Annotated in this window: 11 protein-coding genes and 3 tRNA genes; 9 read left to right on the top strand and 5 right to left on the bottom strand. The window is 75.9% G+C overall.

The features are described from left to right. Positions 1-124: 124 nt before the first annotated feature. Complete coding sequence (locus tag QMQ26_RS17235; protein ID WP_100837356.1) at positions 125-1,009, bottom strand: EamA family transporter; 885 nt, start codon at positions 1,007-1,009, stop codon at positions 125-127. Positions 1,010-1,290: 281 nt separating this feature from the next. Here QMQ26_RS17235 and QMQ26_RS17230 point away from each other — a divergent pair, with 281 nt between their 5' ends. From QMQ26_RS17230 to QMQ26_RS17220, 3 genes are all read left to right on the top strand, one after another. Beyond that, on the top strand, positions 1,291-2,367 hold the full coding sequence (locus tag QMQ26_RS17230) for a DUF1906 domain-containing protein (RefSeq protein WP_282206268.1): 1,077 nt from the start codon (positions 1,291-1,293) through the stop codon (positions 2,365-2,367). Positions 2,368-2,593: 226 nt separating this feature from the next. After that, complete coding sequence (locus QMQ26_RS17225; protein ID WP_282206267.1) at positions 2,594-4,264, top strand: long-chain fatty acid--CoA ligase; 1,671 nt, start codon at positions 2,594-2,596, stop codon at positions 4,262-4,264. A gap of 142 nt (positions 4,265-4,406) precedes the next feature. Further along, positions 4,407-4,958, top strand: a complete 552-nt coding sequence (locus QMQ26_RS17220) for a DUF4396 domain-containing protein (RefSeq protein WP_282206266.1) — start codon at positions 4,407-4,409, stop codon at positions 4,956-4,958. Between the two features lie 27 nt (positions 4,959-4,985). Here QMQ26_RS17220 and QMQ26_RS17215 read toward each other — a convergent pair whose 3' ends face one another. Beyond that, the gene (locus QMQ26_RS17215; RefSeq protein ID WP_282206265.1) at positions 4,986-5,759 is read right to left on the bottom strand and encodes a PepSY domain-containing protein; all 774 of its coding nucleotides are present in this window, start codon (positions 5,757-5,759) and stop codon (positions 4,986-4,988) included. A 136-nt stretch (positions 5,760-5,895) separates the two neighbouring features. Here QMQ26_RS17215 and QMQ26_RS17210 point away from each other — a divergent pair, with 136 nt between their 5' ends. Both QMQ26_RS17210 and QMQ26_RS17205 read left to right on the top strand, forming a co-directional pair. Further along, positions 5,896-6,573: a response regulator transcription factor gene (locus QMQ26_RS17210; RefSeq protein ID WP_282206264.1), complete on the top strand. Its 678-nt coding sequence runs from the start codon at positions 5,896-5,898 to the stop codon at positions 6,571-6,573. Beyond that, the gene (locus tag QMQ26_RS17205; protein WP_282206263.1) at positions 6,566-8,119 is read left to right on the top strand and encodes a sensor histidine kinase; all 1,554 of its coding nucleotides are present in this window, start codon (positions 6,566-6,568) and stop codon (positions 8,117-8,119) included. Before QMQ26_RS17210 ends, QMQ26_RS17205 begins: the two co-directional genes overlap by 8 nt. Positions 8,120-8,126: 7 nt before the next feature. On the opposite strand, the gene QMQ26_RS17200 is transcribed toward QMQ26_RS17205, so the two are convergent. Continuing rightward, positions 8,127-11,486: a PAS domain-containing protein gene (locus QMQ26_RS17200; RefSeq protein ID WP_282206262.1), complete on the bottom strand. Its 3,360-nt coding sequence runs from the start codon at positions 11,484-11,486 to the stop codon at positions 8,127-8,129. Positions 11,487-11,687: 201 nt separating this feature from the next. On the opposite strand from QMQ26_RS17200, the gene QMQ26_RS17195 reads away from it, so the two are divergent. The 3 genes from QMQ26_RS17195 (at position 11,688) to QMQ26_RS17185 (ending at position 12,159) form a co-directional block, all read left to right on the top strand. Further along, positions 11,688-11,778, top strand: a tRNA-Ser gene (locus QMQ26_RS17195). Positions 11,779-11,973: 195 nt separating this feature from the next. Further along, positions 11,974-12,049, top strand: a tRNA-Arg gene (locus tag QMQ26_RS17190). Positions 12,050-12,083: 34 nt separating this feature from the next. Then, positions 12,084-12,159, top strand: a tRNA-Arg gene (locus tag QMQ26_RS17185). Between the two features lie 105 nt (positions 12,160-12,264). Here the strand turns inward: QMQ26_RS17185 and QMQ26_RS17180 are convergent. Both QMQ26_RS17180 and QMQ26_RS17175 read right to left on the bottom strand, forming a co-directional pair. Then, positions 12,265-13,464: a globin domain-containing protein gene (locus QMQ26_RS17180; RefSeq protein ID WP_282206261.1), complete on the bottom strand. Its 1,200-nt coding sequence runs from the start codon at positions 13,462-13,464 to the stop codon at positions 12,265-12,267. Positions 13,465-13,474: 10 nt separating this feature from the next. Beyond that, positions 13,475-13,891 carry a globin family protein gene (locus QMQ26_RS17175; protein WP_159073142.1) on the bottom strand — a complete coding sequence of 139 codons (417 nt, stop codon included), beginning with the start codon at positions 13,889-13,891 and terminating at the stop codon, positions 13,475-13,477. Positions 13,892-14,190: 299 nt separating this feature from the next. On the opposite strand from QMQ26_RS17175, the gene QMQ26_RS17170 reads away from it, so the two are divergent. Further along, positions 14,191-17,709 (top strand): Ig-like domain-containing protein, encoded by a 3,519-nt coding sequence (locus QMQ26_RS17170; RefSeq protein ID WP_282206260.1) that lies wholly within the window; start codon positions 14,191-14,193, stop codon positions 17,707-17,709. The last annotated feature ends 64 nt before the right edge of the window (positions 17,710-17,773 follow it).

Here is a 17,773-nt window from a genome sequence, read left to right as displayed (position 1 = left end):
TCGGGGGCGCGGCACCGCCACACGGCGCCTGCCGCGCCCCCGAGGCGCGTCCCGGCCCGGTCCGGCCGGGGCCGTGCCGCCCGGCGGCTCAGCGGTCCAGTGCCACCCGGCGGCCCAGCGCGGCTCAGCGGCGCGCGGTCAGCGTCGCCCCCACGCTCGCGGCCACCACGCAGCAGATGCCCAGCACCTGCGGCAGCCCCAGCACCTGGCCGAGCACCAGTAGGCCGACCAGGGCGCTGACCGCCGGGTCGAGGCTGACGATCACGCTGAACACTCGCTGCGACATCCGGCGCAGCGCGGTCATCTCCAGCGCGTACGGCAGCACCGGGAAGAGCAGCGCGACCCCCGCGACGGCGAGCAGCAGCAGACCGGGGGAGTCGGAACCGGACAGGCCGCGCACCGCCTCGGCGGCGCCGAACGGGGCCAGCACGACGGTGCCGATGGTGAACGACACCGCCAGGCCCTCGAAGCCCTTGAAGGCCGCGCCGACCTTGTCGGTGAACAGGATGTAGCCCGCGTAGCAGGCGGCCGCGCCGAACGCGCAGGCCAGGCCGACCGGGTCCAGGCCGCCCGGGCCGGAGCCGCCCTCGCCGCCCAGCAGGGTGAGCAGGGCGACCCCGGCGGCGGCCAGCGCCGCCCACAGCACGTGCCCGGCGCGGCGGGCGAAGACCAGGGCGACGGCCAGCGGGCCGAGGAACTCGATGGTGGCCGCGGTGCCCATCGGCAGCCGGTCGACGGCGCCCGCGAACAGCAGGGTCATCCCGGCGGAGGCGACACCGAGCAGTCCGGCCATCGCCAGGTCCCGCCGGCTGCGGCCGCGCAGCCGGGGCCGGGTGACGGCGAGCAGCACGACGGCGGCGAAGGAGATCCGCAGGAAGGTCGCACCCGCCACCCCCAGCACCCCGAACAGCGGCTTGGACGCCGCCACCCCGAGCTGCACCGCCAGCATCGACACCAGGCAGAGCACCGGAGCCGGGACGCGCCCCAGCCGCTGCCGGACACCGTGCACCCGTCGCACGTCCGGTCGTCGTACGCCGGGGCGACGCAGGCCGCCCGCCCGTGCCCGGCCGGAACCGGAGTCGACCTTCGAAACGGAGGCGACACCTGGGAGCTCGCTTGTGCTTTCAACGGTGAGGGACGTGCCTGGCATGTGATCGAGTCTGGCGTAAGGAGTGGAAATGGTCAAAGACGGTTACCGATGAGTGTCGCCACAGAGCCACCCGGGTGACCGGGCGACGGCGACGGCGTGTCCTGCCGGGCAGGCTGACGGCCCGTCAGTAGTTCTGGAGGGTGCGCTACCTCGGCCCCGCGGCCCTGACGGCCGCGTCACTCGTCCTGCTGCTCGCCACCGACCAGGGGGCCGTCGGAATGCCGACGACCGGCCCGACCGCCGCCATCGCCCCCGCTCCCACCCCCGCCTCCACCTCCACCTCAGTCTCCGCACCCCGGCAGCCCCAGCCGCTCGCCCCCGAACTCGCCGCCCAGCAACCGCCGACCCGGCAACTGCCCGCGGTGGCGCACCAGGCCGCCGCGCTGACCGAGGCCCGGACCGAGGCGCGGACCGAGGCCCGGACCGCCTCCGCGGCACCGCCCGTCCGGTTGCGCCGGACGCTGCTGGCCGATCCGTTGGGCGCGCGCCGGGAACCGCTGCCCGCCGAGGTGTTCACCGGCGCCGGGTTCGACGCCTGCTCCGCGCCGCCGGTGGAGACCATGCGCGCCTGGTGGGGCACCTCCCCGTACGGCGCGGTCGGGATCTACACCAGCGGACGGCAGCGGGCCTGCGGCCAGTCCCGGCTGACGGCGGCCTGGGTGAGCGAGGTCCGCGAGATGGGCTGGCAGCTGATCCCCACCCACGTCGGACGGCAGGCCCCGTGCATGGCGCCGAGCAACAAGGCGCAGCGGATCGACCCGGCGAAGGCGGTCCAGCAGGGCAAGGAGGAGGCGGCCGAGGCGGTGCGCGCGGTGAAGAACCTCGGGCTGCGCACCGGTACGCCTATCTACCTGGACATCGAGGCGTACCCGAGCGGCAACCCGGCGTGCAGCCAGGCGGTGATGGACTTCACCGTCGCCTGGACGCAGGCGCTGCACCGGGCGGGCTTCCGCTCCGGCTTCTACTCCTCCACCAACTCGGGGGTGGCCGACCTGGCCGCCGCCGCCCGGGCCGGCAGCGGCCCGCTGCCGGACGCGGTCTGGTACGCCAACTGGGACGACCGGGCCACCACCACCGACGGCGCGGGCCGACTCGGCGACGACCTGTGGGTCGGCCACTCCCGGATTCACCAGCACCACGGCAACGCCCAGGAGAGCTACGGCGGCGTCGCACTGGCCATCGACCGCAACCAGGTGGACGCCCCGGTCGCCCGCTGAGCAGCGCTGGGCAGCGCTGAGGAGCCGGGGGTGGCAAGGGGCGGCCGGAAGTAGCCGGAAGCAGCCGGAAGCACGCACGGCCACCCGCCCCGCACGCCCCGCGACCTGCGGGGTCGGTCTCATCTCGGTTGCGACTACTGACAGCGGGGGCGTACCGGGGAAAGAATCGGAGAAATCGCTTGCTACCTGCGGGTAGCAACGTGCCGGCCGGTCAAGGAGGACCCGCGTGTACAGCACGATGCAGGACGTTCCGCTCACGGTTGCCCGGATTCTGCAGCACGGCTCCACCATCCACGGCCGGTCGACCGTCACCACCTGGACCGAGGACGGCCCGGTGGTGCGGACCTTCGCCGAGATCGGTGCCCGGGCCGGACAGCTCGCCCACGCCCTCCGCGACGAGCTCGGGGTGACGGACGGGAGCGTCGTGGCGACGCTGATGTGGAACAACACCGAGCACCAGGAGGCGTACCTGGCCATACCGTCCATGGGCGCGGTGCTGCACACCCTGAACCTGCGGCTGCCCGCGCACCAGCTGGTCTACATCGTCAAGCACGCCGCGGACCGGGTGATCATCGTCAACGGCACGGTGCTCCCGCTGCTGGCCGCCGTGCTGCCGCAGCTGGCCGGGACGGTCGAGCACATCGTGGTGTCCGGGGCGTACGACCCGGCGCTGCTGGCCGGGTTCGACGGGACGGTGCACGAGTACGAGGCGCTGATCGCCGGCCGGCCGACCGACTACCCGTGGCAGACCGACATCGACGAGAAGCAGGCCGCCGCGCTCTGCTACACCTCCGGCACCACCGGCGACCCCAAGGGCGTGGTCTACAGCCACCGCTCGATCTACCTGCACTCGATGCAGATCATCGCCGCCTCCAGCTTCGGCCTGACCGCCCGCGACACCGTGCTGCCGGTCGTGCCGATGTTCCACGTCAACGCCTGGGGCATCCCGCACGCGGCGTTCATGACCGGTTCGAGCCTGCTGATGCCGGACCGCTTCCTGCAGCCCAAGCCGCTCGCCGAGATGATCGACCGGGTCAAGCCGACCTTCGGCGCGGCCGTCCCGACCATCTGGACCGGTCTGCTGGACGAGCTGGACGCCGGCGACTACGACACCTCCACCCTGGAGACCGTCGTCATCGGCGGCTCGGCCTGTCCGCCCGCGCTGATGCGGGCCTTCCAGGAGCGGCACGGCATCCGGGTGATCCACGCCTGGGGCATGACCGAGACCTCCCCGCTGGGCACCGTCGCGCACCCGCCGGCCGGCGTCACCGGCGAGGACGAGTGGGCGTACCGGGTCACCCAGGGCGTCTTCCCGGCCTCCGTGCAGGCCCGGCTGATCGGCCCCGGCGGCGAGCCGGTGCCGCACGACGGCGCCGCCGAGGGCGAACTGGAGGTGCGCGGGCCGTGGATCGCCGCCGCGTACTTCGGCGGTGCGGGCCACGAGGCCGAGTCCCCCGAGGACAAGTTCAGCCCGGACGGCTGGCTGCGCACCGGCGACGTCGGCACCATCACCGCCGACGGCTACCTGACCCTCACCGACCGGGCCAAGGACGTGATCAAGTCCGGTGGCGAGTGGATCAGTTCGGTCGCGCTGGAGAACCACCTGATGGCGCACCCCGAGGTCGCCGAGGCCGCGGTGGTGGCCGTCCCGGACGAGAAGTGGGGCGAGCGCCCGCTGGCCACCGTGGTGCTGCGGCCCGGCGCCACGGCCGGTCTGCCCGAGCTGCGGGCCTTCCTGGCCGAACGGGTCGCCTCCTGGCAGCTGCCGGAGCGCTGGTCGCTGATCGAGTCGGTGCCGAAGACCTCGGTCGGCAAGTTCGACAAGAAGGTGATCCGGGCGGACTACGCGGCGGAGCGCCTCGACGTGACGGTGCTCGGCAAGGCCGACAAGGGCTGACGCCGGACCGACGCCGCACTGCCGCGGGACCATCCGGACGGCCCTCCGCGGAATGCTCCGGAGGCCGGTGGGGAATACCCCCTGGGGGTATGACGTTCCTTGCGATCGGAGGAACCCACCGGTTCGGAGCAGGAGGGCCGTCATGGAGCACAGCACGCACCAGGGGCACGCGCAGCACGCCCCGCACACGCACCCCGGGCACCCCGGGCACGGCGCGCACCCCGGGCACGGCGCGCACCCCGGGCACGGCGGTGGCGGCGGCAGCGGCTGGCGCACCGCCGCGCAGGCGACCCTGCACTGCCTCACCGGCTGCGCCATCGGCGAGGTGCTCGGCCAGGTGATCGGCGTCGGCCTCGGCCTGCACAACGGCGCGACCGTGGTGCTGTCGACCGCGCTCGCCTTCGTGTTCGGCTACGCGTTGACCATGCGGGGCGTGCGGAGGGCCGGTCTGCCCTTCCGGGCCGCGCTGAAGGTCGCGCTGGCCGCCGACACCGTGTCGATCATCGTCATGGAGCTGATCGACAACGGCGTCATGGTGACCGTTCCCGGGGCGATGGACGCGGGTCTCGGCCAGGCGCTGTTCTGGGCGTCGCTGGCCGGCTCCCTGGTGCTGGCCTTCCTGGTCACCGTCCCGGTCAACCGCTGGCTGATCGGCCGCGGCCGGGGCCACGCGGTGGTCCACGCCTACCACTGACCCCGGCCCCGGGCCGGGCCCGGCCGCTCAGCGCCCGGCGGCGACGGTGTTGCCGGTGACCGACCCGTCGGCGCCGTCGACCGTCACCAGGTGCCGGACGCCGTCCGGGCCGAGCACCTCCACCGACCAGGAACTGCCGCCACCCTCGCGGGGGACCACCGCGAGGGTGGCCGCCTTGCCGTTCGGGACGGCCGCGACGGCCTTCGCCAGGGCCTGGTCGGCGGGGACGGCGGGCAGCGCGGCGGGGGCGAGCCGGCCGACCGGGCCGTTGCCGACCGGGCCGCTGCCGTCCGGTCCGGCGCCGTCCGGGACGACCGGGGAGCCCGGCCGCAGCGCCCCGTCCCCGCCGATGACCTGGACGGAGCCGTCCTCGCCGCGGACCACCAACTTCCCGGCCCGGCCCGGCAGGCCCGGCAGGTCCGGCAGGCCGGGGACGTCCGGGACGCGGACCGGACCCCGACCGGCGTGGGCGCGGTCGAACACGGGCACCCCGCGCTCGTGGCGGCGCTCCAGCGCGACCCCCGCGCCGACGGCCACCACGCCCAGCACGACCACCACCGCGGCCCCGAGCACCCGGCGCACCCCGCGCCGCCGCGGCAGCCGCAGCGGACGACGCCGGGGCGCGGGCGCGGGGCCCGGCGCGGGCTCCGGCTCCGGTGCGGGCGACTTGCCCAGGTCGACCGGCTCCGATCCCGTCGACCGCCGTGTCCGCGCCGACTGCTGCGGCTGCTCCAACTCCTCTGCCTGCTCCGGTTGCTGGACCTGCTGTACCTGCTCTGCCTGCGGCTGCGATTCGGACATGCGGGTGGGACCCCCTCCTGGGAACGCGGCCGGGAACCGATCCCGTCCGGCCGGGCGCCCAGCATGCCGCCGCCCTCCTGAAGCCAGGCTGAAGCCGCCCGGCCGGTTACGCCGGCCGCCTGCGACGCTGTCCCCCATGCGCGTACTGGTGGTGGAGGACGAACGGCGGCTGGCCGCCACGCTGCAACGCGGTCTGCGGGCCGAGGGCTTCGCGGTGGACCTCGCCCACGACGGCGAGGAGGGGCTGTGGCTGGCCACCGAGCACGACTACGACGTGATCGTGCTCGACATCATGCTGCCCCGGCTGAACGGCTACCGGGTCTGCGCCCGGCTGCGCGCGGCCGGTGACGACACCCCGATCCTGATGCTCACCGCCAAGGACGGCGAACTCGACGAGGCCGAGGCCCTGGACACCGGCGCGGACGACTTCCTCTCCAAGCCGTTCTCGTACGTGGTGCTGGTCGCCCGGCTGCGCGCCCTGGTCCGCCGCACCGGGCGCCGCCTGCCGCAGACCCTGGAGTTCGGCGACCTGGCGATCGACCCGGCTCGCCGCACCTGCACCCGGGCGGGCGTCGAAGTGCGGCTCACCACAAGGGAGTTCGCGGTACTGGAGTGCCTGGCCCGGGCGTCCGGCGGGGTGGTGTCCAAGCGGGCGATCCTGGAGAGCGTCTGGGACTCCGCGTTCGACGGCGACCCCAACATCGTGGAGGTGCACATCAGCGCCCTGCGCCGGAAGATCGACGCCCCGTTCGGCCGCAGCGCGGTCGGGACGGTGCGCGGGGCGGGCTACCGGCTGGCGGTGGACGGTGGCTGACCGGACGAGGGCCCGCCGCCTGCGCGGCCTGCGCCGCCTGCGCGGCCTGCGCCGCCTGCGCGGCCTGCGCCGCCTGCGCAACCTCCGCCGCCCGCGTGTCCTCCGCCGCCCGCGTGTCCTGCGCTGCCCGCGCGGCCTGCGCCGCCTGCTGCCGCGCTCGGTGCGGGCCCGGGCGACCTTCGCCGCCACCGCCGTGGTGGCCCTCGCCCTGGGCGGCACCGCGCTGGCCCTGCTCGACGTGCTGCACAGCAACCTGGTCCGCGACGTCCAGCAGTCCGCGGTCCGGCAGGCGTCCAAGGTGGCCGCGCTGGCGGAGCACGAGCACCTGCCGCAGTTCATCGTGGGCTCCGGCGGGACCATCCGAGTGGTCGACTCCGACGGGCGGCTGATCTCCACCACACCCGACCTGGTGGTCCCCTTCGGCGGCCCGGTGCCCGGGCCCCCGCTGCCCGAGGTGCCCCAGCCGCCGGACGGCCCCTTCCCGTACCGGCCGCGGGGCGTGCCCCGGGACGGCGCGGCGGACGTCGGCGAGCTGGTGCGCGACCCGCAGCAGCAGGTGGTCTCGGTGTCCGTCACCGGTCCGGACGGGGAGCTCACCGTCTACGCGGCCGCCCCGACCGGCACCGTGGAGGCGGCCGGCCGGACCGCCGCCGTCGCACTCGCCGTCGCGCTGCCGCTGCTGGTGGCCCTGGTGGCGCTGGTGACCTGGCGGGTGACCGGCCGGGCGCTGCGCCCGGTGGAGGCGATCCGCTCCGAGGTCGCCGAGATCACCGGCCACGACCTGCACCGCCGGGTGCCGGTGCCGCGCACCGGGGACGAGGTCTCCCGGCTGGCCGTCACCGTCAACTCCACCCTGGACCGGCTGGAGGACGCGGGGCAGCGCCAGCGCCGCTTCATCGCCGACGCCTCGCACGAACTGCGCAGCCCCATCGCGGTGTTGCGCACCCAGCTGGAGGTCGCCCTGGCCCACCCCGATCCGGAGCTGTGGCCCGAACTGCTCGCCGACGCCCTCCAGGACACCGTCCGCCTCCAGGACCTGGCCGCGGACCTGCTGCTGCTCGCCCGGCTGGACGCCGCCGACCCGGTCGCCACCCGGCTCCTGGACCTGGACCTGCTGTTCGCCGACGTGCTGGCCGACCGGGCGGCCGACCGCGTCCCGATTCAGTCAGAACTAACGACTGGTGCAAGGGTGTTGGGAAACCGCACCTGGCTGGCCAGGCTGCTCACCAACCTGGTCGACAACGCCCAGCGCTACGCCGCGGGCCGGGTGGAGGTCGAGCTGTCCGTCGCGGCGGACGAGGTGGTGCTGGAGGTGCGCGACGACGGCCCGGGCATCCCGGAGTCGGACCGGGAGCGGGTGTTCGAGCGCTTCACCCGGCTCGACGACGCCCGCAGCCGCGAACTCGGCGGCGCCGGGCTGGGGTTGGCCATCGCCCGCGACCTGGCCGAGCACCACGGTGGCACCCTGCGCGCCGCCGGATCGCCGCACGGCGCCCGCCTGGTGGCCCGCCTCCCATTGGCCGGGCCGCCCGGAGGAGGCGATTGACGCTCCGTCAGGAGGAGGTGCTGCTACCCGCCCCCGCGAACTGGCCCAACGCGCCGATCCTGGCCAGCAGTTCGACGATCCGGCCCTGCACGTCCTCGGTGGTGGAGCGCTCGGCGAGGAACAGCACGTTCTCGCCGGTGCGCAGTCCGGCCCGGGCCTGCGGGTCCAGGTCGGCCGAGGTGTAGACGACCAGCGGGGTGCGGTGCAGGCGGTCGTTGGCGCGCAGCCAGTCGAGCAGCCCGAGGTTGCGGCGCTCGATCCGCTGGAGGTCCAGCACCACCAGGTTCGGCTGGAGGCTGCTGGCCCGGGCCACCGCCTCGTTCTCGTCGGCGGCGTGCTCGACGTGCATGCCGCGCCGCTCCAGGCTGGCCACCAACGCCGCCGCGACCTCCGGGTCGGACTCCACCAGCAGCACCCGGGCCGCGTGGTTCTCGCCGTCCCGGGGCGCGAGCGCCCGCAGCAGCACCGCCGGGTCGGCGCCGTACGCGGCGTCCCGGGTGGCCTGGCCGAGGCCGGCGGCCAGCAGCACCGGCACCCGCCCGGCCAGCGCGGCGGTGCGCAGCGACTGCAGCGCGGTGCGGGTGATCGGGCCGGTCAGCGGGTCGACGAACAGCGCGGCGGGGGCCTGCGGCACCTGCGCGTCCACCTCCTCGCGGGAGGCGACGACGACCGGCCGGAAGCCCCGGGTCTCCAGCGCGCCCCGGGTGGACGGGTCGGGCTCGGGCCACACCAGCAGCGGGCGCGGGCCGTCCTGCGGGAGGTCCCTGGCCCGGGCGAGTTCGGCCATCGGCCGGGGCGGGGTGCGCCCCTCGACGGGGGCGCCGCCCGGTCCGCCGGGCAGCGCCAGGGCCGCCCCGGGGCCGCCGCCCTCGCCGGGCCCGCCCTGCGGGGCCGTCCCGCCCAGGCGCTGGCCGTTCAGCAGGACGGGGTCGACCGCGGACGGGCTGCTCCCACCGGCGGGCAGCGCGTTCTGGGCGGGTGCCTGGCCCGGCACCGGAGCGCCGGGGAACGCGGCCGGGAAACCGCCCATCGGCCGCGGCGGCAGCAGCTCGCCCAGCCCGCTGCCGACCGGCTCGGGGGCCTGCGGGGCGGCGTCCGCCCCGGCGGGCAGCGCCGCGGCGGCGGGGCGGGCGACCTCCAGCGCGCCGTTCGACGGCACGGCGTCCGGCACCCCTGCGCCCGGGGCCGGTGCGGCCGGGGCGGTCGGCGGGGCCGGGTCGGCGGCGGGAACCGGCGGCAGGACCGCCGTGACCTCCTCCGCGCTCTGGGCGGTGTCGGCGGGCAGCGCGAGCCGCCGCCGGCGTCCGGTGGGCTGGGCGGTCGGGGTGACCGGCTCCGGGGTGGCGGCCGCCAGCGCGTTCTCCAGGCCCGGGTAGACGGGCGTCCCGGGGTCGGGGACGCCGGGGATGTGCAGCGCCCCGGAGCTGTCGCCGGGTGCGGCCTGCGCGGCGGCCCGGCGGGCCCGCCGCCCGGGGCGGGCGCCGCCCTCGGGGCCCTCGGCCGGTCCGAGGGCGATCGCGCCGCCGCCGGAGGTGTCGTCCGCGGCCGGCCCGGCGCCGAGCGCGATCGGCCCGCGCGGGGCCTGCTGCTCCGGCGCGTCCCGGCCCTCGCGCGCCTCGGCGGCCCGGGCCCGGCGGCGGCCGGAGCCCTGGGTGTCGTCGGCGCGCGCCCCGGCGCCCGAGGCGCCCGAGGCCGCCGGGGTGCCCGCAGCGGCCGGGCCGCCCGACGCCCCGCCCTCGGCCGGAGCGTCCGGACCCGCCGGACCGGCCTGCCCGGGCAGGTCCGGGATCATCGCGGTGTCGGAGTCCTTGGGGACGTGCTGCTGCTTGTCCGGCCCGCCGGACGCGTCGCCGTCGGGGTCGAGCGGCAGTTCCACCACGTAGGTGGCGCCGCCCCCGTCGGGCAGGTCGTGGCGCTGGAGCACGCCGCCGTGCCGCTGGACGGCGGCCCGGGCGATCGGCAGGTGCACGGCGCTGGAGCTGCGGGCGGGGCCGCGCACCTCGATCCGGGCGACGTCGCCGCGCCGGGCGGCGGCCAGCACCACCATCGGGGGCTGTTCGCCGGCCGGCGCGGGCCCGGCGAACGAGGCCCCGGCGGGGCCCTCGCCCTCGGTCCGGGCCGGCCCGGGGACGGGCGTGACGCCGCTGACGTCGGCCACCAGGTGGGCGAGCGCCCGGGCGAGCCGCTCGCGGTCGGCGAGCACCTTCACGGCGGCGGCGTGCACCGAGTAGCGGACCCGGCCGGGCCCGACGAGTTCCCCGGCCCGGTCGACGGCGAGCTGCACGACCTCGTCCAGGCCGACCCGCTCGCGGTCGAGGGACGCCTTGCCGCGGTCGGCGGCGGCCTCGAAGCGCTGGTGCTCCAGCACGCCGTCGATCAGCTTCCCGAACCGGCGGCACTCGTCGGCGAGCCGGCGCAGCGTCCAGTTGGCCTCGGGCCAGAGCTGTCCGGCGGGGTCGGCGGCCAGTGCGTCGATCCGGCCGTGCAGCGCGGTGAGCGCCCCGCCGAGTTCGCTCTCCAGGACGGCGGTGAGGTGCTCGTTGCGGGCGGCGAGGGCGAGTTCGCGGGTGCGGTCGGTGAAGGTCATCACCGCGCCGACCAGCTGTTCGCCGTCCCGGACGGGGGCGGTGGTCAGGTCGACGGTGACCGGCCGGCCGTCCTTGCGCCACAGCACGGTGTCGCGAATCCGGTGCTTGCGGCCGGAGTGCAGGGTGTCCATCAGCGCGGAGCTCTCGGCGGCGAGCGGGCTGCCGTCGGGCTGCGAGTGCTGGATCAGCGGGTGCAGCTCGCGGCCGCCGAGCTCGCTGGCCCGGAAGTCCAGGATGTGCGCGGCGGCCGGGTTGACCAGCACCACGCGGCCCTCCAGGTCGACGCCGAGGACGCCCTCGGCGGCGGCGCGCAGGATCATCTCGGTCTGCTTGTGCTGGCGGCGCAGCTCGGACTCCACGCCGAGCCGGGCCGACATGTCACGGACCAGGAGCAGCAGCAGTCCCTGGTCGTTGGTGTTGAAGGACAGGAAGCCGTGCGCCTCCCCGCCGCCCTCGTCGGTGAAGTCGTTCCCGGACACCTCGACGGTGAAGGCGGTGCCGTCGGTGCGCCGTGCGGTCATTCGGACCGGTCGGTCCAGGCTCTCGGTCTCGCTCGCGGGGGGCCGCATGGAACCGGGGATACGACTGGGGTCGAACTCCGGCAGCAGGTCCAGCACGCCCATTCCGACCAGCGAGGTGCCGGGTGCCTGCAGGCTCTCCACGGCGGCCTTGTTGACGTCGACCACGGTGCCGTTGCTGTTCACCAGCAGCAGCGGGTCGGGCAGTGCATCGAGTATCGCGGCGAGGCGAGCAGCGCCTCGGGTCGGCCTGCTGCTCACGTCGACAGGTCTCCTCACGGCTTCGTGCCGCCGCTGCGACGGGCGGCTCTGGCTCTCCTCGGAGAGGGAAGTATCTCATTCTTCTTTGCGCCGTGGACGACCCGGCCAGTATCGTTGTGGTGGTTGGTGCCGGGGCCGTCGGCTGTGGCATCATCGCAGTCGCACGGAACGCGCCGGAGTGCCGGTGGTGGTCCGGCTGTTGGAGGCGTCGCCTAGTCCGGTCTATGGCGCCGCACTGCTAATGCGGTTTGGGCTTTACCGTCCATCGAGGGTTCAAATCCCTCCGCCTCCGCTCACCGGGAGCCCCGTCGGTCACTGACCGGCGGGGCTCCTGCGTTGTCCGGGTCCTGCGCGCGTTGTCCGGGGCCGGCGCGGTCCGGGGCCCCCGCCGCCGGGTCGCCGGGCCGTCGGCAATCGATTTCGCCCCAGGTCGACGGTCATGTAATGTTGTCCCCGCACCGCCCAGGAGGCCAGTCCGCCGGGGCGAGCGCTCATAGCTCAACGGATAGAGCACTTGACTACGGATCAAGAGGTTGCAGGTTCGAATCCTGCTGAGCGCACCAAACTCCGCTCGCGGCTCCGCAAGGGGCCGTCCGAGCGCTCATAGCTCAACGGATAGAGCACTTGACTACGGATCAAGAGGTTGCAGGTTCGAATCCTGCTGAGCGCACCAGCCGAAGGCCCCGGGTTCCCGCCCGGGGCCTTCGTCGTGCTCGCGGGGGGTGCCGCCGGTCCCGCCGCCCCCCGCTGTGGTGTCCGGGGGGCGGCGGGAGCGGCGTCAGCCGAGTTCGGTCCGGTTGATCCAGGGCACGTCGCGCTCTTCGAGGAACCACTCCGCGGGGGTGAGCGGGCGGCTGCGGTTGAAGGTGGGCGTGACGGGGTCGTGCCGGAGCAGGCCGGGTTCGGCGCCCTGTTCCAGGAGTTGGGCGCCGACGGCGGGGACGAGGTCGGGCGGGCCGGACAGGTGGATGTCGTGGCCGGAGCAGTCCCCGTACTCGCGCAGGCCCTCGCGCAGCAGCCGGGCGGCCTCGTGGCGGGAGGCACCGGGGCCGGGCGCCGCGAGCACGGCGTGCAGCCAGGCGTGTTCCCCGACCATCGCGTGCACGGCGTCCAGGTCGTACTGGTCCTGGTCGCCGCGGGCGGCGACGAAGACCGTGGCGGGCCGCCCGCCGTCCTGGGCGAGTTGTTCCAGCAGGGCCTTGACCGGGGCCCAGCCGGTGCCGGCGGCGACCATCAGCAGCGGCCGGTCGGAGCCGGGGGCGAGCACGGCGTCGCCCAGCGGCGGGCCGATCCGCAGGCGCTCGCCGAGCCGGGCCTCGTCGACCAGCGCGGTGGACACCGCCCCGTCGGGGACCCGGCGGACGTGCAGTTCCAGGGTGTTGTCGGGACGGGGGGCGCAGGCGACGGAGTAGGGCCGCCAGACCTGGGGGCGGCGGTCGGAGCAGACCGTCAGGTACTGGCCCGCGGTGTACGGGTACGGCCGGTCGGGCCGCAGGGTGAGCACCGCGAGGTCGGGGGCGGCGCGGCGGCGGCCGGTGATCTCGGCGTTCCACCAGCGCGGGGTGGACTCCGGGACGGCCGCGGCGGCGTCGATCATGGCCTGGGAGATGGCCGTGTAGGCCTCGATCCAGGACTTCTCGATCTCGGGGGTCCAGTAGTGGCCGGAGAAGTGCTTGAGCGCGGCGATCAGGCTGGCCCCGACGGCGGGGTAGTGCTCGGGGGCGGCCTGGAACTTCCGGTGGTCGCGTCCGAGCGCCCCCAGGTAGTCGGTGAGTTTCTCCGGGTCCTCCAGCCGCAGCACGAGTTGGGTGAGCGCGGCGAAGAGGCGGTCGCGCTGTTCGGCGAGCCGGGCCGGGAAGAGCTCTTCGACACCGGGGTTGTTGGTGAACAGGTGGGCGTAGAAGAACTTGGTCAGCTGATCGGCGCGGCGCTCGACGACGGCGAAGCTGGCGCGGATGACCGCGGGGTCGAAGGCCACCGGGGGGCTCTCAGCCCGTGGCTTCTTCGGTCAGCGCCGCGCTCATGACCTCGGTGATGACGCCGTAGAGCGCCGTCCACGCGGCTTCGACCTCCGGGGTCCAGGCGTCGCCGGCGAAGTGCGCGAGCGCGGCGAGCAGGCTGCCGCCGACGGCCGGGAAGTGCTCGGGGAGGGCGCCGTAGCCGGCGTGCCGGCGGCCCAGGCCCTGGAGCACGTTGACCACGGTGTCGGTGTCCTCCAGCCGGTCGACCAGGGTGCCTATCGCGGCCCAGAGGCGGTCCTGCTGCTCGTTCATGTGCTCGGCGAAGAGCTTGCGGACATCCGGGTTGTGCTCGAACAGGTGCGTGTAGAAGTAGGCGGTGACTTCGCTGCCGTGGGGCTCGACGACGGCGAAGCTGCTCTTGATGAGAGTGGGATCGATTGTCACGCCCGCCGACTCTACTGATAAACCCACCAATTCGAACAGGGATGGCTGACGGGAAGTCAACCAGTGGGCGGTAGTGCCCGATTGGTTCCCGTTCGCGGGAGTTGACGGTGAGTCGGGCGGGTATCCAGACACTGCTGACCGAGTGGCCGCCAATCGGGTGGTGTCGGCGGAAATGAGCAGGTGTCGCGGTATGACCGAAACCAGATCGTGATTACCTTTTGTCGGATCGTCATGACCATTCGGGTGCAGGGCGATCGGACCGCGATTCCGGGGGGCGACGACACCGAGAGGAGAGCCGGATGTGCCGACAGTTCCCGCACCGGGCCCCGGCCCCCGACGTCCGCCCGGCCGACCGTGACCGGGCCCGCCCCCGCATCGGCCGCCGCACCGCCGCCCTGATCGCCACCGGGCTGCTCACCGGCCTGGGCATCCCGCCGACGGCCGCCCAGCAGACCCCGGACGCCTGGTCCGCCGAGCGGCGCGCCGTCCTGCCCTCCGGCCTCACCGTCCAGTTCGACTACGCGGCCGTCCCCGGGGTGAGCGTCGACACCGCCCCCGGCCGGCTCGCCGACCGCCCCGGCGACAGCGGCAGCCCCTACACCGACGGCATCCGCCCCGGCGATCCGGCCGAGACCTTCCGGGCCGCCGAGCGCCGCCCCGGCGCCGACGGCTCCTGGCACACCCTCGGCACCCTCCAGCTCTCCTTCTCCCGCCCGGTCCGCAACCCCCGACTGCACGTCAGCGGCCTGGCCGGGAAGGCCACGTCGAAGGACGGCAGCACCGGCACCAGCACCCGGCTGACCGTCACCGGCGGCAGCCCCGCCGCCCCCGCCCTGGTCGGCCGCACCGGCTGGCGCGGCTGGGCGGTCGGCTCCGGCGAGCTCGCCCCCGCCCCCGACGCCGGGCCGGACGGCAGCGTCGACGGCACCGGCACCCTCGAACTCGCCGGCACCGTCTCGACCGTGTCGCTGCGGGTCGAGCAGCGCTCCACCGCCGAGAACGGCTCCACCACCCCGCCCGCCCCGCTCCGCCAGGCGTACACCGTCACCCTCGACGAGGGCCTCGGCAGCGCCCCGCAGGACTACGGGAACGTCTCCCACCTGGTCTCCGACCTGTTCCTCGGGCAGGACGCCGCGACCACCGCCACCCGGGCCCGCCCCGGCCTGGCCCAGACCGTCGAGCGGCCGCTCCAGCCCGGCCCGCCCGCGAGCCCGCCCCCGCCGGCGCCCGACGCCGGGCCGGTCGCCCCCAGCGTGGAGATCGACGGCGGGGAGAGCCGCCGCAGCCCCTGGGCCAGCCCGCCCCCGCCGCTGCTCCAGCCCGGCCGCGCCGAGTACCAGGGCGCCGACCCCACGCTGAGCTTCCCCGCCGAGACCGCCGTCGGCCGCTCCTACCACCTGGACGTGCCGGTCAACGCGGGCAGCGGCCCCGCCGTCCTGGCCGGCTGGATCGACTTCGACCACAACGGCCGCTTCGACCCGCTGGAGCGGGTGCAGACCGAGGTCCCCGCCGGGGCGGACCGCACCGCCCTGGAGTGGCAGGTCCCGGCCGGGGCCACCGGCGGCGACACCTGGGTCCGGCTGCGGCTGGCCCGCAGCGGCGCCCAGGTCGTCACCCCCGGCGGCTTCGCCGACTCCGGGCAGGTCGTCGACCAGAAGGTCGGCATCGCGATCGGCGCCGCCAAGCCCCAGGTCGGCCTGCCCATCCCCGGCAGCACCACCCGGGAGCCCCGCCCCGAGTTCCGCGGCGACGGCGCGGTCGCCGGGGCGAGCATCGCCGTCCAGGAGAACGGCGCCACCCTGTGCACCGCCAAGGCCGGCAACGACGGCTCCTGGAACTGCCGCCCCGACCAGCCGCTCACCGAGGGCACCCACACCCTGGTGCCGGTGGAGACCACCCGCAGCGGCATGGTGCTGCGCGGCGACGAGTTCCGGCTGACCGTCCGGACCACGCCGCCCACCGCCCCCGTCCTCACCCTGCCCGCCTACACCAACGACCCCGGCCTGCTGCTCACCGGCCTCGGCGAACCCGGCTCCACCGTCACCGTCACCGCGGGCACCCCCGGCCGGGACGGCGGCGAACTCTGCTCCACCGCCGTCGCCGCCGACGGCACCTGGTCCTGCCTGCCGGTCGAGAACCTCGCCGACGGCCGCTACCAGCTCACCCCGCGGGCCGCCGACGGCGCCGGCAACCGCTCCGACGGCAAGGCGGTCGCCCTCACCGTCGACACCGCCGCCCCCGACCGCCCGCAGCTCACCGCCCCCGGCAGCGGCGAACTCCTGCACACCGCCCGCCCCCGGATCACCGGCCGCGCCGAGCCCGGCACCACCGTCACCGTCACCGCCGCCACCGGCCACGGCGACGAACGCACCACCATCTGCAGCGCCGTCACCGCCGCCGACGGCACCTGGTCCTGCACCCCCGCCCGCGACCTCACCCCCGGCGACCTCACCCTCCTCGCCACCGCCACCGACCCCGCGGGCAACGGCACCCCGGGCGACCCGGTCCCGGTCCACCTCGCCGCGACGGCAGGCGGGGGCGCGAGCGCGAGCCCGAGCCCGAGTGCGGAGCCGAGTGCGAGTGCGAGCGCGTCGCCGGCGGCGGCGGACGTGCCGAGCGCGTCGGCGTCGGTGTCCGTGTCGGCGTCCGACCTGCCGTCGAGCGCAGCGCCTTCCCCGGCGGCGTCGGACGTGTCGGTGCCGATCGTGGTCCCGCCGACGGACGTCCCGGCCGGTGTGGACGCGAGCCCGACGCCCACGTCCGCCCCGTCGCCGAGCGCGTCGGCCTCCGCGTCCGGCGCGCCGTCGAGCGCTGTGCCCTCCGGCTCGCCCGCGGTGTCGTCCTCCCCGGCGGTGCCGGACGCGCCGGTGCCGCCCGAGGTGCTGCCGATCGTGGTCCCGCCGACGGGTGTCCCGGCCGGTGCGGACGCGAGCCCGACGCCCACGTCCGCCCCGTCGCCGAGCGCGTCGACCTCCGCGTCGGCCTTCGCGTCGGCGTCCGCGTCCGCGCCGGGGGCGGACAAGGCGGTCGAGCCCGAGCTGACGCTGCCGGTGCCGTCCGACCTGGTGCCGATCGTCGTGCCGACCCCGGACGCGTCGACCGCTTCCGCCCCGCCCTCGCCGAGCGTCCTCCCGGACGTGCCGAGCGCACCCGGCGTCCCGGCCACGCCCTCGCCGTCCGAGGCGCACGCTGGCGCGGTGCCGCCGACCGCCGACCCGACGGGTGGTCAGGTCGCCCCGGTGCCCGTGCCGCCCGGGGCGCCTGCCCGGCCGGTGCAGCCCGCGACGGCCACGCCGAGCCGGGTCGCGCCGCCCGCGACCGCACCGCCCGCGACGACTGCGCCGCCGGTCGCGACGCCCCCGGTCGGCACGCCGTTGCCGCCGGTGGCGCCGAGTGCGACCCGGCGGGCCTCGGCGGACGTGACGGTGCTGTCCGCCCCGCCGTCCCCGGCCCCGGCCGGGCCCGCTCCCGCCTCCGCGCCGCTCTCGCCCTCGGCGTCCCCGTCCGTCCAGGCGCCGGCCCCGTCGTCCGACGCCCCGTCAGCCCTCGCTTCCGATCCTGCTCACGCTCCCGATCCGGGTTCGGGGCCGGAGGCCGACGGGGACTCGGCCCCGGACGATCCGGCGGACGAGGCGGTGCAGGCACCGCCGCAGTCGCGGACGCCGGCCGCGCCGCCGCCGGACGTGGTGGCGGCGGCGCACCGGGCGGCGGCCACCGGGTGGCGCGGGCTGGCCTGCGGGGCGCTGCTGGTCGCGGCGGGCGTGGGATTGCTGACTCGTCGGGTGTTCGGCCGGGGGAGTGGTACCCGGCGTCGCTGACGGACCGTCCGGTCCGGTTCCGATCTCCGGTCGGCCCGCTCGTTCCCGCAGTTCAGGGCGGGCG

Origin of the sequence: Kitasatospora fiedleri, from assembly GCF_948472415.1 — a bacterium.
Lineage (GTDB): Bacteria > Actinomycetota > Actinomycetes > Streptomycetales > Streptomycetaceae > Kitasatospora > Kitasatospora fiedleri.
The sequence above is the reverse complement of the archived record's forward strand: the minus strand, read 5'-3'. Positions and strand labels throughout refer to the sequence as shown.

Coding starts and splice junctions, on each gene's coding strand:
- QMQ26_RS17170 (WP_282206260.1), top strand. CDS start 14,191: ATGTGCCGACAGTTCCCGCACCGGGCCCCGGCCCCCGACGTCCGCCCG.
- QMQ26_RS17210 (WP_282206264.1), top strand. CDS start 5,896: ATGCGCGTACTGGTGGTGGAGGACGAACGGCGGCTGGCCGCCACGCTG.
- QMQ26_RS17220 (WP_282206266.1), top strand. CDS start 4,407: ATGGAGCACAGCACGCACCAGGGGCACGCGCAGCACGCCCCGCACACG.
- QMQ26_RS17215 (WP_282206265.1), bottom strand. CDS start 5,759: ATGTCCGAATCGCAGCCGCAGGCAGAGCAGGTACAGCAGGTCCAGCAA.